Annotated in this window: 27 protein-coding genes and 1 tRNA gene; 15 read left to right on the top strand and 13 right to left on the bottom strand. The window is 68.4% G+C overall.

Annotation, left to right across the window (positions count from 1 at the left end):
• Positions 1-98 precede the first annotated feature (98 nt).
• Positions 99-308 carry a hypothetical protein gene (locus ACIQF0_RS28930; protein WP_360037996.1) on the top strand — a complete coding sequence of 70 codons (210 nt, stop codon included), beginning with the start codon at positions 99-101 and terminating at the stop codon, positions 306-308.
• Here ACIQF0_RS28930 and ACIQF0_RS28925 read toward each other — a convergent pair.
• Positions 305-676 (bottom strand): GNAT family N-acetyltransferase, encoded by a 372-nt coding sequence (locus ACIQF0_RS28925; RefSeq protein ID WP_401034384.1) that lies wholly within the window; start codon positions 674-676, stop codon positions 305-307. The genes ACIQF0_RS28930 and ACIQF0_RS28925 overlap by 4 nt on opposite strands.
• A gap of 109 nt (positions 677-785) precedes the next feature.
• On the bottom strand, positions 786-1,592 hold the full coding sequence (locus ACIQF0_RS28920; protein WP_360038005.1) for a Bax inhibitor-1/YccA family protein: 807 nt from the start codon (positions 1,590-1,592) through the stop codon (positions 786-788).
• Between the two features lie 319 nt (positions 1,593-1,911).
• Here ACIQF0_RS28920 and ACIQF0_RS28915 point away from each other — a divergent pair, with 319 nt between their 5' ends.
• From ACIQF0_RS28915 to ACIQF0_RS28905, 3 genes are all read left to right on the top strand, one after another.
• Complete coding sequence (locus tag ACIQF0_RS28915; protein WP_360038008.1) at positions 1,912-3,300, top strand: SpaA isopeptide-forming pilin-related protein; 1,389 nt, start codon at positions 1,912-1,914, stop codon at positions 3,298-3,300.
• On the top strand, positions 3,285-3,992 hold the full coding sequence (locus ACIQF0_RS28910; RefSeq protein ID WP_401034379.1) for a class F sortase: 708 nt from the start codon (positions 3,285-3,287) through the stop codon (positions 3,990-3,992). The genes ACIQF0_RS28915 and ACIQF0_RS28910 overlap by 16 nt, the downstream gene beginning before the upstream one ends.
• Positions 3,993-4,062: 70 nt before the next feature.
• Positions 4,063-5,211, top strand: a complete 1,149-nt coding sequence (locus ACIQF0_RS28905) for a polysaccharide deacetylase (RefSeq protein ID WP_401034377.1) — start codon at positions 4,063-4,065, stop codon at positions 5,209-5,211.
• 4 nt (positions 5,212-5,215) lie between these two features.
• On the opposite strand, the gene ACIQF0_RS28900 is transcribed toward ACIQF0_RS28905, so the two are convergent.
• Positions 5,216-6,250: a PQQ-dependent sugar dehydrogenase gene (locus ACIQF0_RS28900; protein WP_401034375.1), complete on the bottom strand. Its 1,035-nt coding sequence runs from the start codon at positions 6,248-6,250 to the stop codon at positions 5,216-5,218.
• 288 nt (positions 6,251-6,538) lie between these two features.
• Between ACIQF0_RS28900 and pqqA the strand changes: the two genes are divergently transcribed.
• The 6 genes from pqqA (at position 6,539) to ACIQF0_RS28870 (ending at position 10,833) form a co-directional block, all read left to right on the top strand.
• Entirely contained in the window at positions 6,539-6,661 is a 123-nt protein-coding gene (gene pqqA, locus ACIQF0_RS28895) for a pyrroloquinoline quinone precursor peptide PqqA (protein WP_166045134.1), read from the top strand.
• Between the two features lie 87 nt (positions 6,662-6,748).
• Positions 6,749-7,444: a pyrroloquinoline-quinone synthase PqqC gene (pqqC, locus tag ACIQF0_RS28890; protein ID WP_401034371.1), complete on the top strand. Its 696-nt coding sequence runs from the start codon at positions 6,749-6,751 to the stop codon at positions 7,442-7,444.
• Positions 7,441-7,719 carry a pyrroloquinoline quinone biosynthesis peptide chaperone PqqD gene (gene pqqD / locus ACIQF0_RS28885; protein WP_360038022.1) on the top strand — a complete coding sequence of 93 codons (279 nt, stop codon included), beginning with the start codon at positions 7,441-7,443 and terminating at the stop codon, positions 7,717-7,719. The genes pqqC and pqqD overlap by 4 nt, the downstream gene beginning before the upstream one ends.
• The gene (gene pqqE / locus ACIQF0_RS28880) at positions 7,712-8,791 is read left to right on the top strand and encodes a pyrroloquinoline quinone biosynthesis protein PqqE (protein ID WP_401034368.1); all 1,080 of its coding nucleotides are present in this window, start codon (positions 7,712-7,714) and stop codon (positions 8,789-8,791) included. The genes pqqD and pqqE overlap by 8 nt, the downstream gene beginning before the upstream one ends.
• The gene (gene pqqB, locus ACIQF0_RS28875) at positions 8,788-9,669 is read left to right on the top strand and encodes a pyrroloquinoline quinone biosynthesis protein PqqB (protein WP_401034366.1); all 882 of its coding nucleotides are present in this window, start codon (positions 8,788-8,790) and stop codon (positions 9,667-9,669) included. The genes pqqE and pqqB overlap by 4 nt, the downstream gene beginning before the upstream one ends.
• A gap of 18 nt (positions 9,670-9,687) precedes the next feature.
• Positions 9,688-10,833 carry a PucR family transcriptional regulator gene (locus tag ACIQF0_RS28870; RefSeq protein WP_401034363.1) on the top strand — a complete coding sequence of 382 codons (1,146 nt, stop codon included), beginning with the start codon at positions 9,688-9,690 and terminating at the stop codon, positions 10,831-10,833.
• 40 nt (positions 10,834-10,873) lie between these two features.
• Here the strand turns inward: ACIQF0_RS28870 and ACIQF0_RS28865 are convergent, their stop codons facing one another.
• Positions 10,874-11,716, bottom strand: coding sequence for an SGNH/GDSL hydrolase family protein (locus tag ACIQF0_RS28865; protein ID WP_401034361.1), 843 nt, complete (start codon positions 11,714-11,716; stop codon positions 10,874-10,876).
• Between the two features lie 117 nt (positions 11,717-11,833).
• Here ACIQF0_RS28865 and ACIQF0_RS28860 point away from each other — a divergent pair, with 117 nt between their 5' ends.
• From ACIQF0_RS28860 to ACIQF0_RS28840, 5 genes are all read left to right on the top strand, one after another.
• On the top strand, positions 11,834-12,574 hold the full coding sequence (locus ACIQF0_RS28860) for an inositol monophosphatase family protein (protein WP_401034358.1): 741 nt from the start codon (positions 11,834-11,836) through the stop codon (positions 12,572-12,574).
• The gene (locus ACIQF0_RS28855; RefSeq protein WP_401034356.1) at positions 12,571-13,254 is read left to right on the top strand and encodes an SDR family NAD(P)-dependent oxidoreductase; all 684 of its coding nucleotides are present in this window, start codon (positions 12,571-12,573) and stop codon (positions 13,252-13,254) included. Before ACIQF0_RS28860 ends, ACIQF0_RS28855 begins: the two co-directional genes overlap by 4 nt.
• Positions 13,255-13,547: 293 nt before the next feature.
• On the top strand, positions 13,548-14,606 hold the full coding sequence (locus tag ACIQF0_RS28850) for a hypothetical protein (protein WP_401034354.1): 1,059 nt from the start codon (positions 13,548-13,550) through the stop codon (positions 14,604-14,606).
• 19 nt (positions 14,607-14,625) lie between these two features.
• Positions 14,626-15,993 (top strand): hypothetical protein, encoded by a 1,368-nt coding sequence (locus ACIQF0_RS28845; RefSeq protein WP_401034352.1) that lies wholly within the window; start codon positions 14,626-14,628, stop codon positions 15,991-15,993.
• Positions 15,994-16,008: 15 nt separating this feature from the next.
• Complete coding sequence (locus ACIQF0_RS28840) at positions 16,009-16,869, top strand: tachylectin-related carbohydrate-binding protein (RefSeq protein ID WP_401034350.1); 861 nt, start codon at positions 16,009-16,011, stop codon at positions 16,867-16,869.
• Between the two features lie 253 nt (positions 16,870-17,122).
• On the opposite strand, the gene ACIQF0_RS28835 is transcribed toward ACIQF0_RS28840, so the two are convergent.
• The 9 genes from ACIQF0_RS28835 to ACIQF0_RS28795 all read right to left on the bottom strand — a co-directional run bounded on the left by ACIQF0_RS28835 (position 17,123) and on the right by ACIQF0_RS28795 (position 23,776).
• Positions 17,123-17,199 (bottom strand) — tRNA-Leu (locus tag ACIQF0_RS28835).
• A gap of 118 nt (positions 17,200-17,317) precedes the next feature.
• On the bottom strand, positions 17,318-18,424 hold the full coding sequence (locus ACIQF0_RS28830; RefSeq protein WP_360038052.1) for a hypothetical protein: 1,107 nt from the start codon (positions 18,422-18,424) through the stop codon (positions 17,318-17,320).
• The gene (locus ACIQF0_RS28825; RefSeq protein ID WP_256238980.1) at positions 18,421-18,543 is read right to left on the bottom strand and encodes a hypothetical protein; all 123 of its coding nucleotides are present in this window, start codon (positions 18,541-18,543) and stop codon (positions 18,421-18,423) included. Before ACIQF0_RS28825 ends, ACIQF0_RS28830 begins: the two co-directional genes overlap by 4 nt.
• Positions 18,544-18,742: 199 nt before the next feature.
• A complete protein-coding gene (locus ACIQF0_RS28820) occupies positions 18,743-20,068 on the bottom strand; it encodes an NAD(P)/FAD-dependent oxidoreductase (RefSeq protein WP_401034346.1) in 1,326 nt (441 codons plus the stop codon).
• 142 nt (positions 20,069-20,210) lie between these two features.
• Positions 20,211-20,672 carry a hypothetical protein gene (locus tag ACIQF0_RS28815; protein ID WP_401034343.1) on the bottom strand — a complete coding sequence of 154 codons (462 nt, stop codon included), beginning with the start codon at positions 20,670-20,672 and terminating at the stop codon, positions 20,211-20,213.
• Positions 20,666-21,895: a DUF58 domain-containing protein gene (locus tag ACIQF0_RS28810; protein WP_401034341.1), complete on the bottom strand. Its 1,230-nt coding sequence runs from the start codon at positions 21,893-21,895 to the stop codon at positions 20,666-20,668. Before ACIQF0_RS28810 ends, ACIQF0_RS28815 begins: the two co-directional genes overlap by 7 nt.
• Positions 21,892-22,833 (bottom strand): AAA family ATPase, encoded by a 942-nt coding sequence (locus ACIQF0_RS28805; protein WP_401034338.1) that lies wholly within the window; start codon positions 22,831-22,833, stop codon positions 21,892-21,894. Before ACIQF0_RS28805 ends, ACIQF0_RS28810 begins: the two co-directional genes overlap by 4 nt.
• Positions 22,830-23,180 (bottom strand): hypothetical protein, encoded by a 351-nt coding sequence (locus ACIQF0_RS28800; protein WP_401034335.1) that lies wholly within the window; start codon positions 23,178-23,180, stop codon positions 22,830-22,832. Before ACIQF0_RS28800 ends, ACIQF0_RS28805 begins: the two co-directional genes overlap by 4 nt.
• Positions 23,177-23,776, bottom strand: coding sequence for a DUF4129 domain-containing protein (locus ACIQF0_RS28795; RefSeq protein ID WP_401034332.1), 600 nt, complete (start codon positions 23,774-23,776; stop codon positions 23,177-23,179). Before ACIQF0_RS28795 ends, ACIQF0_RS28800 begins: the two co-directional genes overlap by 4 nt.
• Positions 23,777-23,810 lie beyond the last annotated feature (34 nt).

The raw sequence follows: 23,810 nt of genomic DNA, 5'->3' as shown, positions 1-23,810 counted from the left end.
TGCCTGCCCCCTTTCTGCCGATGAGATGAAACATCGCGCAATGACGTCATCAGGCGAGGGGAAGTCCGTCCCTACCGATGAGCAAGGAGGGGTCGGACATGCCCTACGTGTGGTGGCAAAGCGAATATGACCTGCAATGTCATGCATTCCCCAGAGCCCAGGCCGATGGTTCGCGCAGCTTTTACGAGGCCGTCTGCGAACATTCGGTGCCTGACGAACGGGTGTCGCGCGCGCAGGCGGGCGCGCTCTGCACCACCTGCCTGATCAAGGTGGGCACCGAACTGCCCGACGTCCGCTGGCGGGTCTAGACCCGTTTCATGCCAACACTCGCCGGTGCGCTCTCCACGAACCCGTGTCGTGCGTAGAGACGACGGCCAGGCGGGTCGGCCAGCAGGTTGACGTACGCGTTCGGCGAGTGCGCGGTGATTCGCTCCAGCAGCGCGCCGAGGATCGCGTCCCCGATGCCTTTGCGTTGATGCGCGGGCAGCACGGCCATGTCGATGATGTGGAAGTACCAGCCGCCGTCGCTGAGCACTCGTCCCATGCCGACGGTCTCGCCCGATTCCACGTGAATGACAATTGCGCTGGCCCATGCGCCGCCGATGCCTTTTTCGGCCTCTTCCACAGTGCGCGCACTCAAGCCTGATTCTTTGCGCAGACGCAGGTAGACGTCCACGGCAGGCGATTCCATCGTCAAGCGATAAGCGTGGTCCACCCGCCTCAGCCTACAAACGCCGAAGGGGCGCCCCGCCGCAGCGGAACGCCCCTCCAGACCACCCGAAGCGTCAGTCCGAGTTGAAGTACGACAGCAGGCGCAGGATCTCGGTGTACAGCCACACGAGGGTGACGGTGAGACCGAACGCGATCTGCCACGCGTACTTGGCCGGCACGCCGGCCCGGATCGCCTGGTCCGCGGCGTCGAAGTCGATCAGGAAGCTGAACGCCGCGAGGCCGATGCAGACGAGGCTGAAGATGATCGCGAGCGTGCCACCGTTGCGCAGGCCGAGACCGCCGGCGGTGAAGAAGCTCATGATCAGGTTGAACAGCATGAGGACCGCGACGCCGATGATGGCGCCGGTGATCCACTTGGTGAACTTCGGCGTGACGCGGATCGCGCCCGTCTTGTAGACCACGAGCATGCCGGCGAAGACGCCGATCGTGCCGATGATGGCCTGACCGATGACCACGACGCCCTGGCCGGGGTTCTGGGTCCACCGGTCGATCATGCCGCCGATGATCCCGCTGAACGCGCCGAGGAAGACGCCCTCGACGGCCGCGTACGCGATGACGAGCGGCGGGCTCGGCACGCGCTTGAACGAGATGATCAGGCCCAGCACCAGGCCGATGATCGCGGCCGGGAAGAGCAGGACCCACGCCTGCATGAGGTAGGTGACGACCGCCGTGACGGCCACCACGGCGAGCGTGATGCCCGTCTTGGTGACGACGTCGTCGATCGTCATCGGCCGCTCGCTGGTCAGCGGCGGCGGGGCCTGTTGGTAGCCGGCCTGGTCCGGCTGACCGAAGCCTGCGTAGCCTCCGTACCCGCCGCCGGTCGGCAGGTTACGGAAAGCCGGGTTGCTGCTCGAGCGCACCTGGTCCTCCTGTGGCGTTGCTTTACGCCGTCACTGGGTTCAACGAGCACGCTCGGTGCCATGTTCCCCATCGGTAAAGGCGACTTTACCCCCGACGACGATCACACGTGCGCAAATACTGCGCCAACTCCAGAGCGTTATGCGCTTACGGCGTGTCGCGGCGTGTCTGACCCGAAGGACGTAAGGCCCGTCACATTCCAATCACGTTCACACGCTGAGTAGCGAGAGACTTCCTCCTCGTGGCGGCTTGTCCCCGGTCTGGGGGACCGACAGGCTCGCACGCGGGATCTACACAGGTCAGAGGGGATCACGATTCATCATGGGCTGGAAACGTCTGGCCGCCGTGGCGATGGTTTCGGGGCTCGCGCTCCTGACCGTTCCCGCGACGGCGTCAGCGGTCGGCGTCAAGGGCATCGGCCACAACGCGTCAGGGCTCCAGCCCAACGCCACACCGGGTAGCGAGTGGCACGGGTCATACATCTGGCAGGACAAGCAGGTGTGGTGCGTGCAGTACGCACTGCCCGCGCCGGACAGCAACGTCGGTTACAAGGAAGGCGACGCGCTGCGCACCAAGGCGGGCAAGGACCTCGCCCCGGACGTCGCGGCGAACATCTCCTACCTGCTGCTGCGCTACTCCACGACCAAGTCGCCGGACGAGGCCGCCGCGCTCGCGCACCTGTTGCACAGCTGGACTTCGGCGCCCGACGGTGACGTGCGGTTCGACACGACCGACCCGAAGTACCTCGCCTACAACGCGCCCTTCTACGCCGAGCGACTTCCGAAGTCCGTCATGGACACCGTCGCGCGCATCAAGACCGACGCCGAGGCCAACCGCGGCCCGTGGACGCTCACCGCGACCGCGCCGAAGGAACCGCTGATCATCGACACGGAGTCCACCTGGACGCTGTCGCTGATCAAGGCCAACGAGAAGGGCGTCACGAACGCCCCGATCGACTTCACCCTGACCGACGCCAAGCTTGCCGACGGCAAGACCAGCGGCACGGCCACCACGGGTGCCGACGGCCAGCCGGCCACCGTCAAGGTCATCCCGACCGGCCCGAAGCCGTCCATCGCGGCCGTCGCGGACTCCCCCGCCGACAAGCCCGTCGTGCACTTCCCGATCCAGACCGAGAACATGCAGCGCATGGTCACGACCGGTGGCGAGAAGAAGCTGAACGCCGCCGCGAACGGCCAGGCCAAGACCGCGCCCGGCGTCGTGAAGATCACGAAGATCGACTCCGAGACCAAGAAGGCCATCGCCGGTGTCGCGTTGCGCGTCACGGCCAAGGACCAGACGGCCGCGGCGAAGAAGCAGGACGACACGGACCTGGTCGGCACGGACGGCAAGCCGCTGGTGCTGCAGACCGGCCCCGACGGCACGGTCGAGGTGCCGGACCTGCGCACCCCGCAGGAGATCTGCCTCGTCGAGGTGGCCGCTCCCAAGGGATACGAGGAGTTCTTCGACCCGAAGGCGCCGCCTGCCTCGTGCGGCACGGTCGCGGCGGGTCAGACGCTCGCGCTCGAACTGGTGAACAAGCCGAACAAGCCGGTCGTGCCCAGCACGATTCCCGCCGGCGCGGACGGTCAGACGCCGGTCGCGACCGCGTCGTTCGACACGCAGCTGCGTCCGGGCCTGATGCTGACGGTGGGTGGCCTGGTGCTGCTCGGCGCGGCGCTGGCAGGCTTCCTGGTGTGGCGCAGGCAGTGAGTTCCAGGGCTTTTCTGACCGGCACGCTGGTGGCGGGCATCGCCGCCGCCAGCGTGCTGGTCAGCACGTCCGAGACCGATGTCCTCAAAGGACACGCGGTCGCGGACGAGATCCCGGTCGTCGGACCGGGACCGGTGGCGGACAGCCTGAGCACCGGCCGCGGTCCTGACCTCACCGGGTTGCTCGGCGGGGCGAACACGGCCAACGCCAGGCCCGTCGAACCCACCGCGCAGCAGCAGCCCGCGCCGCCCAAGGCCGGTCCGGGTTCCGTGCGGCTGCCCTCGGGCGGTTCGGCCACGCTGGTGCGCAAGGAGGTCAAGGACGGCGTGCTGCCGGTGCCCGACGGCATCGGCGAGGCGACCTGGTGGGGCACCGAGCTCGCGGGTGCCGAGGGCGCGACGGTGCTGGCCGGGCACGTCGACTGGAAGGGCGCGAAGGGCCCGTTCGCGGAGCTGTGGCAGGCGCAGAACGGCCGTGAGGTCGTGATCGCCGACAGCGCGGGCAAGGAGTTCAAGTTCCGCATCAAGCAGATCGAGACCGTCCGCAAGGAAGAGTTGCCCGCACGCGCCGTCGAGTTCTTCGGCCCGCGTGGCCCGCACCGGCTGGTCCTGGTCACCTGCGGTGGCACCTGGGTGGGCGGTCAGCAGGGGTACGAGGCGAACCGAGTAGTCATCGCCGAACCCGTTGAGTGACCAATCGCGCACCTCGCGCAACCCGTTCGGGTAATCAGTCGTCTCCTAAGGTGTGAAGCGGTGGGGATGGTTGACCACGGGCCTGGCTCTGGGGCTGGTTCTGGCGATGGTGATGACCCTGGGGTCGCACAAGGAGCAGACACCTCAGGCGGACTCCGGCCCGTTGCCGATGGCGCCCAGACTGCCCGCTCCCAAGGACGCGGGGCCGACGCCGACCGTGCCCGCGGCCACCCAGGAACAGATGCAGAAGCTGTCGTGGATGCACAAGCTCGCACCGGGTGAGAAGCCCCCGCAGTTCGTGCTCTTCTCCTTCGACGGCGCGGTGTCCAAGCAGCACTGGGACAAGATCCTGCCGATCGCGAAGGCCAAGAACGCGCACGTCACCGGCCTGCTGTCCGGCGTCTACATGCTGGCGGACCAGGACGGCAACCAGTACCAGCCGCCCGCCGGACTCAAGCGCGGCCTGTCCGACATCTCGTTCGGCGGCACCAGGCAGGACATCACCTCCCGGATCGGCTACCTGAACCAGGTGATCGCCGACGGCCACGAGATCGGCACGCACTACAACGGCCACTTCTGCTCGAACGGCTCCCAGCCGTCTGTCGACAAGTGGGACACGGCCGCCTGGAACGCGGAGCTCGACCAGTTCAAGCAGATCGTGGACAAGTCACGCGCCGCCGGCCTCAACCTGCCCGCCGACGCCGTCCGGGGTGGACGGACGCCGTGCCTGGAAGGCAACTGGGACCAGGCTTTCCCCGCGATGGCCTCGCACGGGCTCGTCTACGACACCAGCAAGGTCGCGCTCGGCGTGCAGTGGCCGACCGTCCAGAACGGACTGTACGAGTTCCCGATGCCCGAGGTGCGCGTTCCCGGGCTGGGCAAGCAGGTCGTGATGATGGACTTCAACCTCTGGTACTCGCTCAACCAGGCCAAGGAACAGCCGGAGCGCGCGGCCGACTTCGCCCAGATCGTCCTCGACACGTACAAGTCGGTGCACCAGGCCGCGTTGAACGGCAACCGCGCGCCGATCGTCGTCGGCAACCACTTCAACGAGTGGAACGGCAACGCGTTCTCGACGGCGATGGAGCAGTTCATGGAGTTCGTGTGCGACAAGCCGGAGACGGTGTGCGCCACCTACACCGAGGTGATCCAGTGGATGCAGCTGCAGGATCCGGCGGTGCTGGACCAGCTCCGCCGGATGCCCGCTGCGCGCAACTGAGCTGCTAGCCGTCGGTGGAGATGATCCGGTCGTCGTTCGCGCCCGGTGAGCCGTTGGCGTCCTGATTGGACGTTCCGAGCCACAGCGTGCCGTCCGGCGCCGTGGTCACCGCGCGCACGCGGCCGTAGCCCGTGAACACCGCCTGCGGGGTGCCGAGCGTGGTGCCGTTCACCGGGATCTTCCACACGCGCTTGCCGGTGACCGCGCCGACGTACAGGGCGTTCTTGTAGTAGGCGATGCCGGTCGGACCGGCCTGGCTGGTGGACCACGTCTTGACGGGGTTCGTCATGCCCGCGGTGTTGCAGTTGCCTTCACACGTCGGCCAGCCGTAGTTCTTGCCGGACTCGATCCGGTTGATCTCGTCGGTCGTGTTGTTGCCGAACTCCGTGGCGTACGCGGTGTTCCCGATCCAGGTGATGCCCTGGACGTTGCGGTGGCCGATCGAGTAGACCACGCTGCCGGCGCGAGGGTTGCCGGCAGCGGGCTGGCCCGCGGCGTCGAAGCGCAGGACCTTGCCGCCCAACGAGTTCCAGTTCTGCGCGTTGGCGGTGTTCTGGCCGTCGCCCGTGGTGGCCCACAGGAAGCCGTCCGGACCCCATTCGAGGCCGCCGCCGTTGTGGTAGCGGTTCTTGGGGATCCCGGTCACGATCGGCTGCGGCGTACCGCCGAGCTGCAGCTTGGCGACGCGGTTGTCGCTGGCCGTCGAGTAGTAGATGAAGACCGAGTTGTCGGTCGCGAAGCTCTTCGACACGGCGAGGCCGAGCAGTCCGCCCTCACCGCCGGTCGTCTGGGCCTGTTCCACCGTGTCCAGTTCGGTCACGGTCGTGCCCTTGATCTTCTTGATCTTCCTGGTGTCCCGCTCGGTGAAGATGCCGCTGCCGTCCGGCAGGAACTCGATGTCCCACGGGATGTCCAGCTTCGTGGCGAGCGTCCGTTCGGCGAGGACCGAGGGATCGTCCTGTGCCGACGCGGGCAATGCGCTCAGGGATGCGGCAAGGGCAGTGCAGGCTGCCGCCGCTGCGATACGACGAGCACGCATGTGCTCTCCTTCTGGTCCGCTCGGATTGTCTGCGGCGGCGGAGTTGCAGGGCGTGTTTACGCAATCACAGATCGAAGTGACCCGCAACAGTGGTCGGAGGTTCCGGGATTCCCGGCCGCCGGGTGGGCGAAACAAGACGATTTCCCTCCGATGACTTCAGGTAACTTCGTGGACGGTCTAGACCTTGACCGGCCGGAAGACATACCGTGTGAGTCGCCGCCGCGCCCCAACGGAAAGCGCTTGCCTGCCCAGTCGGGCAGATGAGCAGGACACCCGAGGAGTTGCGCCATGAACGTTGCCGTCACCACCACCGAGACCAAGCTCCCCGAGGTCAAGCGCGAGTGGGTCAAGCCCGACTTCCGCGACTTCGAGACCCCGATGGAGGTCACCGCCTACGCGGCTCGCAGCTGACGTCAGGCTTCGCGCCGGGGTTCCTGGCTGACGCCGGGGACCCCGGCTCCCGCGCGTCGTTCCTGGTAGACCTAGGAGTTTGCGTCCATGACTGCCGTCTCTCCCGCGGAGTTCGTCGCCGAGCTGCGCGCCCTCGCACCCCGGTACTGGGACAGCCACCCGTTCCACCTGCGCATGCACGCCGGCCAGCTGAGCAAGCACGAGCTGCAGGCGTGGGCCGCGAACCGCTGGTACTACCAGCGCTGCATCGCGCAGAAGGACGCCGCGATCCTCTCGAACTGCCCGTCGCCGGAGATCCGCCGCCAGTGGCGTGAGCGGATCGTCTGGCACGACGGCACGCAGCCGGGCGAGGGCGGCGCGGAGAACTGGATCCGTCTCGCGGAAGCCGTGGGGCTGACGCGGGAAGAGGTGCTCGACGAACGGCACGTGCTGCCCGGCACGCGTTTCGCCGTCGACGCCTACGTGAACTTCGCGCGCACCAAGCCGTGGGTCGAGGCCATCGCCTCCGGGCTCACCGAGATGTTCTCGGGCGCGTTGATGCGCAAGCGCCTGGCGGCGTTGCGGGAGCAGTACCCGTGGATCGCCGAGGAGGGTTTCGCCTACTTCACCAACCGCATCCAGGCGGTCGCGGGTGAAGGACAGGCCACTGTGGACATCGTGGTCACTCATTCGCGGACCCGCGAACAACAACTGGCCGCCGTCGACGCGCTGTCGTTCAAGTGCGACGTGCTGCGGGCCGTGCTGGACGCCGTCGACTACTACTCGGGCAAGGGCAAGCCGTGACGACCGCCGTCGCGCTGGACGCCGTGCCGCGGATCCGGCGCGGCGTGAAGTGCACCTACGACCAGATCCGGGAGGCGCACGTCGTGCTGTTCCCCGAGGGCGTGCTGGTGCTGAACGAGACCGCGGCTTCCGTTGTGGCGCTTTGTGACGGCGTCCGATCCGTGGGAGACATCGCCGTCGTGCTGGCGGACGAGTACGAGGGTGTCGAACCGGAGGACATCGCTTCGCTGGTCGCCAGGATGGTCGAACGAAGGGTGGTGGACGTCGATGGCTGAGGCGCCTTTCGGCCTGCTCGCCGAGCTGACACACCGGTGCCCGTTGCAGTGCGGCTACTGCTCGAACCCGCTGGAGCTGGTGCGGCGCGACGCCGAGCTGTCGACCGAGGACTGGCGGCGGGTGTTCGACCAGGCCCGGTCGCTGGGCTGCCTGCAGATCCATCTGTCCGGCGGCGAACCGCTGCTGCGGCCGGACCTGCCCGAGCTGGTGGCGCACGCGAACAGCCTCGGCTGCTACGTCAACCTGGTCACGTCGGGAGTCGGCCTCTCGCGCGATCGGTTGCGGGAACTGGCTTCCCTCGGCGTCGATCACGTGCAGCTCTCGCTGCAGGACGCGACGAAGGAGGGCAACGACCGGATCGCGGGCATCAAGGCGTTCGACCGGAAGATCGAGGCCGCGGCCCACGTTCTCGACGAGGGCCTGCCGCTGACGGTCAACACCGTGCTGCACCGGCAGAACCTCGACAACATCGCCGGCATCATCGCGATGGCGGAGCAGATGGGTGCCGAGCGACTGGAGCTCGCCAACACCCAGTACTACGGCTGGGCGCTGCGCAACCGCGCGGTGCTGCTGCCCACGCGCGCCCAGCTCGCCATCGCCGACCCGATCGTGGCCGCGGCGCAGGAACGTCTGCGGGGACGGATGGAGATCGTCTACGTCATCGCGGACTACCACGAGGCCCACCCGAAGCCCTGCATGTACGGGTGGGGCGCGCGGCAGCTGACGGTGGCACCGAATGGCGACGTGCTCCCCTGTCCCGCCGCCACGGTGATCTCGTCGCTGACGATCGAGAACGTGCGCGACTCCTCGTTGCACGAGATCTGGCACGACTCGCCGTCGTTCAACGCCTTCCGCGGGTTCGAGTGGATGGCTGACCCGTGTCGCTCGTGCCCGCGCAAGGAGATCGACTTCGGCGGGTGCCGCTGTCAGGCGTTCCAGCTGACCGGTGACGCCGCCGCGACCGATCCCGTGTGCTCCCTGTCGCCCGCGCGGTCCACTGTGGACCTGATCCTGGAGACCGAGATGGCACCGGCCGAGGTGCCCGCGATGGCGATGAGGAAGATGCGGTGAAGGCGGTTCTGCTCGGCACGACGGCGGGCGGCGGTTTCCCGCAGTGGAACTGCGCGTGCGCCCTGTGCGTGCGCGCTCGTTCCGGCTCGTTGCCCTCACGGTCCCAGGACTGCCTGGCGATCAGCGGCAACGGCACCGACTGGTGGCTGGTCAACGCCTCCCCGGACATCCGGACGCAGATCGCCGCGTGTTCGTTCCTGAACCCCGGACCCGGCGCGCGTGACACCCCGTTGCGCGGCGCCCTGTTCACCGACGCGGAGCTCGACCACACCCTCGGGCTGCTGACGCTGCGCGGGGGCGTCGGCCTGACGGTGTGGGCTCCTGGCCCGGTCCTGCACGCGTTGCAGGACCAGTTCGACCTGCGCACGGTGATCGACGGCTATGCGCCGGTGGCGTGGCGTCAGGTCGAGGCAGACCAGTCGTTCTCGCTCGGCGGGCTGCGCGTGTCGGCGATTCCGATCAGCGGCAAGCGGCCGAAGTACGCCCGTTCGTCCACTGTGGATGGACATTGGGTGGTCGCGTACCGGTTCGAGGATCTCGTCTCCGGTGGCGTGCTGGTGTACGCGCCCTGTCTGGCGTCGTGGCCCTCCGGTTTCGACGAGGTGGTGGCCGAGGCGGACTGCGTGCTGCTGGACGGCACTTTCTACGCGGCCTCGGAGATGGGGTCGGCGACCGGCAGCTCGTCCGGCCAGGCCGCGATGGGGCACCTGCCGATCTCCGCGAGCCTGCCTGAGCTGCGACGATTCCCGTCCGTGCGCCGTCTCTACACGCACCTCAACAACACCAACCCGGTGCTCGACCCGTCGTCCCCGGAGTTCTCGAAGGTCCGGGAGGCCGGCGTCGAGGTTCCGTTGGACGGCACGGTGATCGAGCTGTAGATCGGCCACAATCACCGGATGTCCTACGTGATCGGTGGCCGGCCGCTGGCAGCGCGACTCGACGCGGAGATGCCGTCGTTCGTGCGGCAGGTGATCGCGTCGCTGGTGGAGCGCGTGCCCGCGTACGCCCAGCTGCCCGCGGAGGAGCTCGACGGCGACATCTACCGCGTCACCGAGCACGCCCTGCGCGCGTTCGCGGCCGTGCTGGCTTCGGGCTCGTTGCCATCGGCAGACGAACTGCGGTTCCTGCGCGAGTCGGCGGCGCGGCGGGCCGAGGAGGGCGTGCCGATCGACGTGGTGCTCACGGCGTACCACGTGGGCATCCAGGTCGTGTGGGAGACGCTGGTGCCCGAGGCGCGGCCCGAGGAGATCTCGGACGTGCTCGCGCTGAACGCGTTGGCGCTGCGGTACTTGCAGCTCGTGACGCCGGTGGTGAGCGCCGGGTACCTCGACGAGCGGCAGACGATGTTCGACGACGAACGCTCGGCGCGTGCCACGTTGCTGACCGGTCTGCTCTCCGGAACCGCGGAGGCGTCAGGGCCGTACGTCGTGCTGGCGCTGCACATACCGCCGCATCCGGACGAGCTGCTGGAGGGCGTGGACGCGGCGGTCGCCGGGCGGCGGAAGCTGCGCCGCCTGCGGACCGAGCTGGAACGGCACAGCCGCGAGCCGGTGCTGTCGTCGCTCACGCCCGACGGCGGTCTCGCGTTGCTGCCGGGTGAGGACCCGCCGCTGGAACGGATCTTCGCGGACGTGACCCGTTCGGCGGGGACACCGGTGACGGTGGCGGCGGTCGCGGCCTCACCCTCCGAGGTCGCGGCCGCCGCGGTCCTGGCGCGCGAGGTGCTGGCCGTCGCGGTGCGGTCGGGCCCGGGCCTCTACCGGCTCGCCGACGTGTTGCTGGAGTACCAGCTGTCCCGGCCGAGCGCGGCCCTCGGACCACTCGCGTCGATCGTCGGGCCGCTGACCGAGGAACTCGTGCAGACGCTGGAGGTCTACCTGCGGCGCGGGTCGCGGCGGCCGGCTGCCTCGGAGCTGCACGTACATCCGAACACGGTGGACTACAGGTTGCGTCGAGTCGCGGAGCTGACCGGGCTGGATCCGACGCGGATCGAGCACGTCACGCTGCTCGCGGCGGCTCTGGCGGCGCGGAGGGCGCGCTGACGCAGGGGTACCCCCTGGCTGGGAACCCCTGCGTCACAACTCACGCAGCGGGTCCGACAAGATCGGTTGCCTTCGCCACCGCGGTGCCGAAGGCCTTCATGCCGGCCGCGTTCGGGTGCAGCGGCGCCGCGATCGTCGTCGGGATCAGGCCTTCCAGGTAGCGGTCCGCGGCCGCCGCGCAGATGTCGTGTCCAACCGTCACCGCCGCGAAGTCCACGAACGTCGCGCCGCGCTTGGCGGCCTCGGCCTTCGCGGTCGCGCTGATCTTGTTCATCACGCTCTGCAGGTAGTCGCCGTCGCGGCCCCAGACCGGCTGGCGCGGGTAGCAGCCACCGGGCCTGATGTAGGTGCCGTAGCCGGTGACCAGCAGCTTCGCGTTCGGCGAGCGGCGCTTGATCTCGTCCAGCGCGGCACCGAACTCCGGCGCCCACGCCTCGACGGCCTGGGCGAGCTGGTCGGTGCCGCCGGCGTTGTAGCGGTCGTGACAGGAGACGCCGACTGGTTCCGGCAGGAGGTTGATGCAGCTCAGCGCGGTCTGGAACAAGCCGATGTCGTTGGCGCCGATCGTCAGCGACACTAGGTCGGTGGTGGACTTCAGCGCGTCGTACTGCGGCGCGACGAACCCGAACTGGCGGCCGGCGAAGTCGTCGGTCTTCGCACCGGAGCACGTGACGTCGGTGAGCCTCGCGCCGAGGATCTTGGCAGCGACCTGCGGGTAGTCCCGGTCGCTGCGCAGGCACCACAGCGCCGGGTCCTGGTTCGGGATCAGCGGACCGGCCGCCGCCGAGTCGCCCAGGGCCACGTAGTCGAGGGTGTCCGCCTGGGCGGTACTTGTTCCGGCGACCAACATCGCCACGACAGCCAACCCGGCCACGATTCGCATCCCGATCCTCCAACGCCGTTGTCAGGTCTGCTCATCGTGGTGGCTCAGGTCACTTGCGCGGGTGGGACGTTGCCCAGAGTCATCCGGTCGTGTTTGTGACCGATCACAATGGGCCCCGTGACTCCCGGGGAACTCCTCTCGTTGGCCGCGCAGTCCTGCGTGGACGCCGCCAAGTTGCTGCGCGACGTGCGCGTCGACGTGTCTGCCAAGGGCACGTTCGACCAGGTCAGCACGGCCGATCTGGAGGTGGAGGCGTTCCTGCGGGCGGCCCTGGTCGCCGGTGCTCCCGGCTCGGCCGTGGTCGGCGAGGAGCTGGGCAGCTCGTCCGCCCCGCTCACCTGGTACGTCGACCCGATCGACGGCACGCGGAACTTCGTGCGTGGCATCCCTCTCTCGTGCATCTCCGTAGCCGCGGCGGTGGACGGCGTGCTGGTCGCGGGCTGCGTGCTCGACCCGTTCCGCGACGAACTGTTCACGGCGGCCGTCGGCGTTCCGTTCCGCGTCACCTCCACGGGCCTCACGATCCCGCCCGGCACGAGCCCGCGGCCGCTGGTGCTGACCGACATCCCGTTGCCCGGCAGCCCGTACCAGGGCGAGATGGAGCTCCTGAACGACCTTCTGGGCATCGCGGACGTGCGCCGCGTCTACTCGACGGCCCTGTCACTCGCGTGGGTCGCGACGGGCAGGGCGGACGCGGCGGCGAACATCGGCATCCACCCGTGGGACGTCGCGGCGGGCGCGGTGCTGGTCCGCGAGGCGGGCGGGGAGTTCCGCGAGATCGGCGCCAACGGGTTCGTCGCCGGCCGGGGTGAGATCGTCGGCTGGCTGGCCGAACGAATGGAAGGCATCGTCTCGTGATCGATCTCAGCGGCAAGGTCGTGCTCGTCACCGGCACCGCCGGCGCCATCGGCAACGGCATCGCTCTCCGGTTCGCCGACGCGGGCGCCCGCGTCGTCCGCCACCGGGGCCTCGAGGACGGCGACCTGCGCACGTCGGCCCGGCGCGTGGTCGACGACGCCTTCGCGCGGCACGGCAGGCTGGACGCGGTGGTCAACAACGCGGGCATCCAACCCGTGGAACCGTTGCCCGACATGACTTCCGCGCAATGGCAGTCCGTCGTGGACGCCAACCTGACGGCCCCGTTCGCCGTCACCCAGGCCGCCGTCGCGCACCTCCCCGCGGGCGGCTCGGTCACGCACATCGCGTCGATCGAGGGCACGCATCCGGCACCGGGCCACGCCCACTACGCCGTCTCGAAGGCCGGGCTGATCATGCACGCCCGAGCGGCCGCGCTGGAGTACGGAGCGCGCGGGATCCGCGTCAACACGGTCTCACCCGGCCTGATCGCACGGCCGGACGTCGAACAGAGCTGGCCGGAGGGCGTCGCGCGCTGGCGGGCCGCCGCGCCACTCACCCGCCTCGGCACGCCGGAGGACATCGGCAACGCGTGCGTGTTCCTGGCCAGCGACCTCGCGACGTGGATCACCGGCCACGACCTCGTGGTGGACGGCGGAGTGACGGCCCATCCAACCTGGTGATTCCCGTCACAGCACAGCAACCTGACGTGACCCTACGTAGCTACGCGGGCGCGTACCCCAGTTCGTACAGGATCGACAGGGCACAAAGTCCCACTACTGCAGTTCCACTAATGGGTGACGATATCCCCAGGTCAACAGCAGTAGGTAATCCGTCGAACACAGTGCGTATCAATAGGCTATGGAATGTCTCAACTCGGTCACATGTCAAATTTTGACTACCCCGAGTGATAACAGGCGCGTCCCTTTCGTCGAAACCTCAACCAGTCGCACTGGACCAGAGGGGGACGGACGACATGACATCTGAAACGCCTGAGTTCCGACCGATTTCCCGCCGCACGCTGTTCGCCGCCGCACTCGGTGGTGTCGCGGTGGGCGTCGTCGGCAACAGCCTGTTCGCGGGAGCCGCCCATGCGGCACCCAAGGCAGGCCGCAAGAAACTGCTGATCGGCAGCGTCGACCACCTCGGCAACGGGCTGCTTCAGCTCGCCGACCCGAGCCTGACGGGTGAGCAGACGACCGTGGCCCTCAACGGCCAGCCGAACGGGATCGCGGGTTCGCCCGACGGCCTGAGCGCTTACGTGGGGACGGTCTTCGGGCCGGGACTGAGCGTGGTGGACGTCGACGGTGCCCGAGTCACGAACGAGGTCGCCGTGGGCGGGTTCGCCAACGACGTCGTCGTGTCGCCCGACGGCAAGTTCGTGTACGTCGCGACCGGGTCCAGCGGTGGCGGTGGTTCCCGCGGGCACGTGGCCGTGGTGGACGTCGCGACCGGCGAGGTGCGCGCGCTGATCAAGGCAGGTCTGCTGCCGCACACGCTGGCGCTGACGCCGGACGGCAAGCAGCTGTTCGTGGGGGACGAACGCGCCAAGGGCATCACGATCATCGACACCGCGAAGAACGCCGTGTCGGGCTCGTTCAAGACCGAGAAGTCGCCGCTGCAGCTCGCCATCGACCCCAAGGGCAAGAACCTGTACGTGGCGTCGTCGCGTGAGCTGATCACGTTCGACCTGCGTGGCGGGAAGGCCGGTTCGACCGAGCTCGAAGGCGTGCCCTGCGGGCTGGCCGTGCACCCGAACGGGACGTTCGCGGTGGTGAGCCTCTACACGGGCCGCGCCACCGACTCCCAGCTGGTGACGGTGAACATCAACTCCAACAAGGTCAGGACCAAGGAGGGCAACGGCAAGGCGAACGGTCCTCTGGCGATGAGCAAGGACGGTGGCCGCGCGTTCGTTCTGGACAAGAAGGGTCGCAAGACCACGTCCGCGGACACCTCCACCGGCAAGCCGGACAGCTCATTGACGACCCCCAACTCGAACACGCCGACCTGCGTCGCGTTCGTCGAGACCGCCTGAGCGCCGGAGGGAACCCGAGATGCCTTTCTCCATGTCCGTGAAGACCTTGGACTACACCCCTTCGTGGCCGACCTACCCCAGCCTCTGGATGGGCGGCTACTGCGGCGCTCCCCGCGGCAACCAGGGCGTGACCGACCGCAGGCTGCGCGCGCAGTGCGTCGTGATCGACGACGGCGCCGGCCCCAAGGTGATGCTCCGCGTCGACGTCGTGAGCATCCCGCGCTACGTCCACCAGGCGATCCGCACCGCCGTGCTGTCGTTGGTGGGCAACGACAACGGCCGCTTCCTGATCATCTGCAGCCACACGCACTCCGGCCCGATGATCGGCACGACGCGCCCCAGCCCGTACGTGATGATGGACCTCACGGCCGCGGACATCAGCGCGATCGAGGGCACGACCACGGTGTTCATCAACCAGATGATCGCCCTCGTGCAGCAGACCGTCGCGATGGCTCGCACGCCGGTCACCTTGTGGTACAAGGAAGGCAACGCGACGATCGGCTACAACCGTGCTGAGGAGCCCAACGTCCTCACCACGATCAGCGCGCTGATCGCCCGTCGCACCAGCGACAACGGCCTGCACACCGTCCTTTTCGGATACGCCTGCCACGCCGTGTCGCGCGGCAACGACAGGATCTTCTGCAGCGACTGGCCCGGTGCCGCCACCGACGTGATCAGCAACGCGCTGGGCGTCCAGGCGTTGTTCTTCCAGGGCGCCGCGGGCGACCAGGAACCCAACGACCCGCACTCCCCCAGCATGGCCACGAGCCTCGGCACCACGCTGGGCAACGCGGTCGTGTCGATGGTGAACTCGGGCGGCTGGAACGCGGTCAACGGCCCGGTCAGCACGTTCTACAACGAGATCCAGATCCCGCTGTCCGTCGACTTCGGCGACCCGGCCGCGGTGATCCGCGCCCGCAACTCCTACAACGACCGGCTCGACACGTTCCCGCCGGACGACTTCGCCTACCGCCACGCCGAGGTGATGATCGAGCAGATCCACGGCGACGGCCTGCCCAAGGTGTTCCCGATGCCCATCCAGCGCTGGAACCTGGGCGGTCTGAACATCCTCGCGATGTCGCACGAGGTCCTCTCGCAGTACGAGGTGACGCTGCAGAGCCAGACCCCGGGCTGGCTGTGGATCATGGCCTACGCCAACGAGACCGAGGGTTACGTCGCGGCCAACGGCGTCCTGCAGGCAGGCGAGGCGAAGCACTTCGGCTACGAGGCCGGCTGGACCGACGAGGACCAGCTGTCGGGCCCCGGCTCGTGGACGACGTTCTACGCCTGGCCCGCACCGCTGAAGTTCTCCCCGAGCGGCGCCGCCGGACCGGGGACCACCGAGCGTCTGGTTCTCGACGCCTGCACCGCCATGCTGAACCTCTGAGGGGTGGAGTGAGACATGCCAGGACCCAGCACCACGTTGTCGGCCCGCTACGGCCTCGCTCCGGTCTATCCGTGCGACACCGCAGGCGACCTGTACCTGTTCGAACACTCGACGCCGGCCACCGGCACCTTCGTCTGGGGCGAGAGCTACCAGATCGGCGCCGGCTGGCAGGGCCGCGTGCTCGCCGGCCCGAGCGGATGGACGTTCAGCATCACCACCGGCGGTGAGCTGAGACTGTTGCACTACAACGGAACCACGTGGGACAGCTTCAACGGCAACGAGTACCTCGTGCTCGCCCAAGGCTGGTCCTACACCGCGGCGAACACCCGCTACCGCATCTCGGTCGACGAGGACGGCGTCATCTACACCCTCGACGCCGCGGGCAACCTCAAGGCGCACTACTTCAACTTCACCACCCAGCAGTGGGCGGTGCAGGGCGCACTGCTGGCCACGGGCCTGACCCAGTACAACGCGATCGTCGCAACGAGCCGTGGCGTGGTCTACGCGCGCAACGCGGCCGGCGCGATGTACCGCTACTACATCAACTTCTGGTCCGGCCCGACCGCCACGTGGGTGACCCCGGCCTCCCCCGTCACGACGGGGTGGCAGAACCTGAAGAACTTCAGCTCGGCCGGCGGCGAGACGTTCTACGCCGTGAACCAGAACAACGGAAACCTGCTCTGGTACAGCTACAACCCGGTGACCAACGCGTGGAAGAACGCCAAGATCATCGGCAGCGGGTGGAACAACGAGCAGGACGTCGTCGTGCAGACCAACGCGTGCAGCCGGTTCCCGTGGGACACCGCCTGCAACTCGTTCGGGATGCAGGACGGCGGGGCCGTGATCACGCGCCTGAACCAGGTGAAGAAGAACTGACCTGCCGGACTTGGGCCCGCCCTCAGCACGTGCCGGGGGCGGGCCTTTTTCGTGACCAAGACCACACCTCAGGCTCGCCGCTCACTCGGCTCGGCGTCCTCCTGAACGCGTACCAAGATCAACTAGCGATTACTCTCCGCTCTTCCCCGGACACCGTTCGGAGGCGAGCGGATCTCGTTCAGACGTCGGCGAAACCACCGCCGAGAACGAGTGAAATGCCTGATCAAGCACCAGATTCTGGGGTGGATTCAGATGGTGCCCCCGACGGGATTCGAACCCGTACTGTGATCCTTTTAAGGGACCTGCCTCTACCGATTGGGCTACGGGGGCGCGGTGAGCCTAGGCCTTGATCGTCGGCTTGTGTGAGCCGATGGTCTTTTCTCGCCCGAGCGGCCCAGCGAATTGGACTAGAGCGAGCATCCGGCTAAGCGTCGAACGGTCCCGAACATCAGCGTGCCCTCCCCGCTCCGAGCAGCTCCTTGAAGCGCAGCGCCACCCAGTCGTGCACGGCCGCCGAGACGCTGTTGTCGCCCGCCCTGTGTTCGAACCAGCGCCAGTCGCAGTTGACGTTGATCTCCAGGAACACGTGGTCGCCGCTGCCGGTCACGAGCAGGTCGAACGCCGCCACCTGGACTCGCCAGTGGCGGGCCAGGGCGAAGAGCCTGTCCGAGAGGGACGCCGGGACCGAGGTCGGCGTGACGCGGACCGCGTCCGGGTCCACCCAGAGTTGGGCCGGGTCGAGTTTGTCGACCTGGTAGGCGATGCAGCGGTCGCCCACGACGAACACGCGCAGTTCGGTGTCCGAGGGGACGTACTCCTGGACGATCACCGGTGCGGGTTCGGGGGCGTCCGAGGCCCTGGAGGTCTCGAGCGGGCGCGGGAACAGGCCGTGTTGCACGCCTGGGCGTGGTTCCAGGAGGTGTCGGCCCGCCGTTTTGACGATGCAGGCTCCGCCGCCTGGGCGGGTGCGTCCTGGACGGGTCGTGACGGCCGTGCGGGGCACACGCAACCCGAAAGCAGAGGCGTCGGAAAGCTGCGTGAGACGGTCCAGGTGCGTCGAGAAGCGTGACGGGTTCACGTGAGCCCAGTCGGAGCGCGAGGACAGCCAGTTGGCCACTGAGGCCCATTGGTCGACGGCGTAGGCGCCGGCCAGGGTTCCCGGTTCGATCGGGATGGCGGAGAGTTCGAAGTGGCGGCGCCAGACCAGCAGGGGGCGCAGCAGCCAGCGGTCGAGTTCGACCAGTGGCTGGTCGGTGTAGACCGAGAGCGGGAGGTCGACGCAGCGGTCGGCGTCGATTCGGGCCATCCGGATGCCGCGCTCTGCCAGTGCGATGGAGAGTTCGTTCATCTCCATGTCGGCGGCGCGGGCCAGGACGAGCACGCAGGGTTGCGGGTTGCCGTCGCCCTCGTCGACCATGCCGAGGCGGTGGACCTGTTCCTGGAAGTCCAGACACTTGGGCGGGGAGCGGAAGAGATATTCCTGACCCTGGAGCAGAAGTGGTCTGGCAGCCTCGGACGGGGCACCTGGCACCCGCCCGTCAGCCGACCTGCTCAATCGTCCTTCTTGCTGCGGAAAACCTGCCCCGCCTGCGCGTACTCTGCGGCGTACTGCGCCAGCGCGGGGTCCTCGATCTCGCCACGACGAAGCTGTGCGGCCAGCTCCTCGAGAGACATCGGGATCACCTCTCTCCCCACATGGCGAATCACGCATTCAGGTGATGCACCAGCCGTAGTCTCCGAAACACGTAACGCAATGTCAAGGCGACCCTCGAAGCTTTACTCCGATTGGGCGCTTAAGTTCCGCCTGCAGTCCAGCGAAGTGCCCCGAACGAGGGGTCGTCCGGGGCACGACGTCACTCACAGAGAGTGAAGGTCAGCTTTGCACTGCGCGATCGAAGTCGGACTTCGGGTCGTTGATCTGACCCAGCGCCACGACCTCGCGGCCGTAGAACAGCGCCTGCGTCCAGTCCATCAGCACGCGGAGCTTGCGGTTCACGGTCGGCATGAACGCGACGTGGTAGCTGCGGTGCATGAACCACGCCGGCACGCCCTTGAAGCGCAGGCCGAACACGTCCGCGACGCCCTTGTAGAGGCCGAGGCCCGCGACCGAGCCGAGGTACTTGTGGAAGTAGTCCTTCGGCTTCTGGCCGCGCAGCGACGCGACGATGTTCTTCGACAGCAGCTTCGACTGACGGATGGCGTGCTGCGCGTTCGGCACGCACGTCGCCGTCGGGTCCTCCTCGGTGCGCGAGAGGTCCGGCACCGCGGAGCAGTCACCGGCGGCCCACACGCCGTCGAGGCCCTGGACCTGCATGGCGGCGGTGCACCGGACGCGGCCGCGCTCGTCGAGCGGGAGGTCCGTGTTGCGCAGCACCGGGTTCGCCTTCATGCCGGCGGTCCAGATGATCGTGTCGGAGTCGAACTCGGTGCCGTCGTCGAGGATGACGTGGCCACCCTCGAGCGACTTCACGCGGGTGTCGAGGTAGATCTTGATGCCGCGCTTCTCCAGCGCCTCCACCGTCCAGGCGCCGAGCTTGGCGGACACCTCCGGCATGATGCGGCCCATCGCCTCGACGAGGACCCAGTTCATCTCTTCGGGCTTCAAGCCCTCGTAGTACCGAAGCGCATACCGCGTCATGTCCTCAAGCTCGGCGAGCGTCTCGATGCCCGCGAAGCCACCACCGATGACGACGAAGCTGAGCAGCTTCTTGCGCAGTTCCGCGTTGTTCGTGCTCGCTGCCTGGTCCAGGCGCGACAGCACGTGGTTGCGGACGTAGATCGCCTCGCCGATCGTCTTCATGCCGATGCCGACCTCGGCCAGGCCGGGGATCGGAAGCGTGCGTGAGATCGCACCCAGCGCGGAGACGAGCACGTCGTACTCGATCTCCTCGACGTGGCCGTCCGACAGCTCGGCGGTCACGATCTTGCGCGCGTGCTCGATCTTGGTGACGCGGCCGGTGACGACGTGGCAGCGCTTGAGCACCTTGCGCAGTGGAGCGACGACGTGGCGCGGCTCGATCGAGCCGGCCGCCGCCTCAGGCAGGAAGGGCTGGTAGGTCATGTGCGGCTGCGGGTCGATTACCGTCACGGACGCCTCACCGGAGCGCAGTTTCTTCTGCAGTCCGAGAGCCGTGTACATCCCGACGTACCCACCGCCGACAATGACGATTCGTGTGGGTTGCGACTTCACAGCAGCCATACACATATGGTCGCACCAGGACCCCCTTTTTCGCGCGTCTGAAGGGGCTGTTGTGACTACCGTCGCGCGGTGACGCCGGACACGATCGGGGCTGACCTGCGACTTGAGTCAAAGTTGAGGCGTTCTCCCTGAGAGGGACGATTCAGATCCTCAGCGCGACGACCCCGATGAGGACCGTCAGAGCCCCCAGTCCGAGCACCTCCACGAGCCCGATCCCGGCACCCGATGGGGCGAACGCCGCGAAGGCCGTGACGACAAATGTGATCACTTGGACAATGGCGAACCGGCGCGCTGGTGCTTTCAGCGCAGCGGGCTCGATTTTCGTTTTCACCGGAACGACCGCCGCGAGCGCGGACGTCACGTGAATGAGGTGCAGCGCCGGAATCATGATCAACACGCCGAGCCGCAACGGGTGCCCGTCGGCGAACGCCATCGCCAGCGCCGCGTAGCCGATCAGCAGGGCCGCGCACGCGCTTCCCGGCATGAGCGCGGTGAGCACGGTCAGCACCGTGACGATCAGCAACGGCGCGATCGACGACGACTCCAGGTGCAGGATCAGCGCCACCGGCAACGCGGCGAGCACGATCGCCAGACGCATCAGCACTCGCGCGTCACCGCCACCCCGTGCTCGGCCATGCGCCGCAGCCGCAGCCGGTGCTCGGCGGAGATCATCTCGGCCGCGACCTCACCCCACGCGGTCTCCCGGTCGGGCTTCAGCTCCAACGGCAACGTGTTGATCGCCAGCACGACGTGGCCGTGCTTGCGCGTCTGCACGGCCAGCTCCGCGATGTCGTCGTCGAGGAACGGCGACAACAGCACGACCACACATCCGTGCGGAAGCTTGCGCAACGCCACGCGTGACGACCACCCGGCGGCCTGCACACACACGACGAGCTGTGTGCGGATACGCATCAGGTGCCGCCGCCCGACGCCGGAACGCACGTTGAGCTGCGGGCGCGACAGGTCCATCAACCCCACCCGGTCGCCCTGCCGCAGGTAACCGGCGGCCATCGACGCCGCCCGCCGCACCGCGCGGTCGAGACTCCCGCCGGGACGCGTCGTGGCCCCGTAGTGCGGCGAGGCCCAGTCCGCCACGTCCGAACCGACGTCGGCACGGGTGTCGAGGGCCAGCACGATCTCCGCGTCGGCCTCGGCGTGCCGTTCGCGGACGTGCACGGTGCCGGTGCGGGTCGTGACGCGCCAGTCGATGCGCTTGAGCCTGTCCCCCGGCTGGAACGCCCTGATGTCGCGCAGCTCGGTCGAGTCGCCGGCGCGCGGCGAGCGGTGGATGCCGACCAGACCGGCGGGCCGGGGCGGCAGCGGGCCGGCGGGGTGGTGCTCGACCGGGGGCAGGATGGTGCGGACGTGCTCGGTGCCGACGATCGGCCCGTAGACGTGCAGGCCGTCCGCCCCGGCGAACAGGTGGTCGAGCCGCAGGTCGACACCGGGTCCCCAGGCGTCGCGCCTGATCTCCACCGGCAGGTCGGGTGAGTGCGCCGGGACCGCCTTGACGACGCCGGGCAGCTTGACCACGGCGATCTCGGCGTCCGCGCCGTCGAGGTGCGCGACGGTGTGCACGACACCGGCGCCCGCCCCGCGCGGCACCGGACGGACGCTGACCGCGGGCGTGCCTTTGGGTTTGGCCGTGAGCAGGACGGACAGGACCAGCGGCACGCCGAACAGCACCAGTTCGACCTGGTGCAGGAACATCCCGCCGACGACGAGCCCCACGCCCAGCCAGACGGCGCGCGAGTAGGCGTCCGTCGGATGCCAGTGCGCGCCGTGCGACTGGGCGAACGCCTCCCTGATCTTGTCCGCTCTGCTCATGAGCTGGGCGGGCCCGGAACCTTGCCGAGCAGTTCGGTGACGACCTGCACGCCGTTCACGCCGGACGTCCACGTCTCGGGCTTCATCACCAGCCGATGCGCCAGCACGGCGACCGCGCACTCCTTGACGTCCTCGGGCGTCACGTACGCGCGATCGTCCAAAGTGGCCAGTGCGCGGGCGACGAGTACCAGCGCCTGCGCACCTCGTGGCGACGCGCCGACCTCGACGGACTGGTGCCTGCGGGTGGACACGGCCAGATCGACGCAGTACCGCAGGAGATCGTCGTCCACTGTGGTCTTCTCCAGCTCGGCCTGCAGCTCGGCAAGTCGGCCTTCAGCCAGCACCGGCGGCACCACGGCGTCTTCCTGCTGCCGCGCGATCCGCCGCCGCAGGACCTCGACCTCCTCCTCGGGCGGCGGATAGCCGATGTCGAGCCGCACCAGGAACCGGTCGAGCTGCGCCTCGGGCAACGGGTAGGTGCCCTCGTACTCGACGGGGTTCGAGGTCGCGAGCACGTGGAACGGTCTGGGCAGCGGGAACGTGCGCCCCTCGACCGTGACCTGCCGCTCCTGCATGGCTTCCAGCAGCGCGGACTGCGTCTTGGGCGGCGTGCGGTTGATCTCGTCGGCCAGCAGCAGACCGGCGAACACGGGCCCCTGGTGGAACTCGAACTCGCGGCTTCCGGGGTCGTAGAGGAACGACCCGGTGACGTCCGCGGGCAGCAGGTCCGGCGTGCACTGCAGGCGGCGGAAGTCGAGGCTGAGCGCCTGCGCGAGCGACCGCGCGATCAGCGTCTTGCCGAGGCCCGGCACGTCCTCCAGCAGCACGTGCCCGCCGGCCAGCACGGCCGCGAGCGCTAGCCGCAGCGTGCGGGTGCGTCCGACGACGACCTTGCCGATCTCGTCGAGGACCGCCTCGGCCTCGTGTGCGATGGTCACTCGACCCTCCTGAGCCTTTCCGCGAGTTGCTTCGGATCGGGCATCTCGGACGCCTCGATCCCCAGTCGTGCGAACCGGGCGCGGAACCGTTCCTGGTAGCGCCTCGGCTCTGCCGCCGCCTCCTCCAGCCTGCTCGCGAGCGTGCTGGCGTGCGCGGAACTGATCGAGCCGGGCGGCGGCGGCGCCGAACTCCAGACGATGTCGGTGGCCCGCGGCAACCTGGTGACCAGCACGCCGAACGCGGTCGGCGGCACCGCCAGCGCCGCGGCCCACGCCGGTGAGGCGCCGAGCCACCAGATCACCACGCCGATGATCACCCCGACCACCAGCGCCAGCGCGGTCTTCATGCGAGCTCCCGGACGATGCGGCCCAACTCCTGTTGCGCCTGTTGAGCTTGCGCGGCCGTCACGTCCTCATGCCCGAACCGCGCGCGTTGGTAGAGATCCTTGAGCACCACGGCATCGACGCCGAGCTCCTCGGTGAACTCGGTGGGCGTCTGGTGCGGCTGCCGGGGTTCCGCGGCTTCGAGCGCGAGCCAGGCGGCGATCACGGCGTCGCGCGGCGGCCGGTTCGGGTGCTCGGTGAACTCCTGCAACGCCTTCTCGACGCGCCGCACGACCGCCGACTCCCCGACCTCGCCGCTCTCGACGTCCACGCCCCGCACCCCTCGCGGACGCCGCCACCGGGGCAGCTCGAACGCGAGGATGATCCCGACCAGTCCGAACAGGACCAGCCCGGCGAGCAACACCAGGTACACCGTCACCGGCACGGCGAGCGCGTCCGGCAACTCGCTGGGCATCGGAATGTCCATCTGCGGCGCGCGGTCCTGCGGCGGCGGGCGGTCGTCCAGACGGTTGACGAAGGTGACGGGCGACGTGCCACTGGCCGCGACGACGACGATCAGCAACGCCGCCACCGCCACCCCGGCCCGCCACCACTTCATGCCGGACAGCCTTACACGCACCAGCGGAGTTGGG

The organism is Lentzea sp. NPDC092896 (assembly GCF_044754905.1).
In the GTDB taxonomy this organism is placed as follows: domain Bacteria; phylum Actinomycetota; class Actinomycetes; order Mycobacteriales; family Pseudonocardiaceae; genus Lentzea.
The sequence above is the reverse complement of the archived record's forward strand: the minus strand, read 5'-3'. Positions and strand labels throughout refer to the sequence as shown.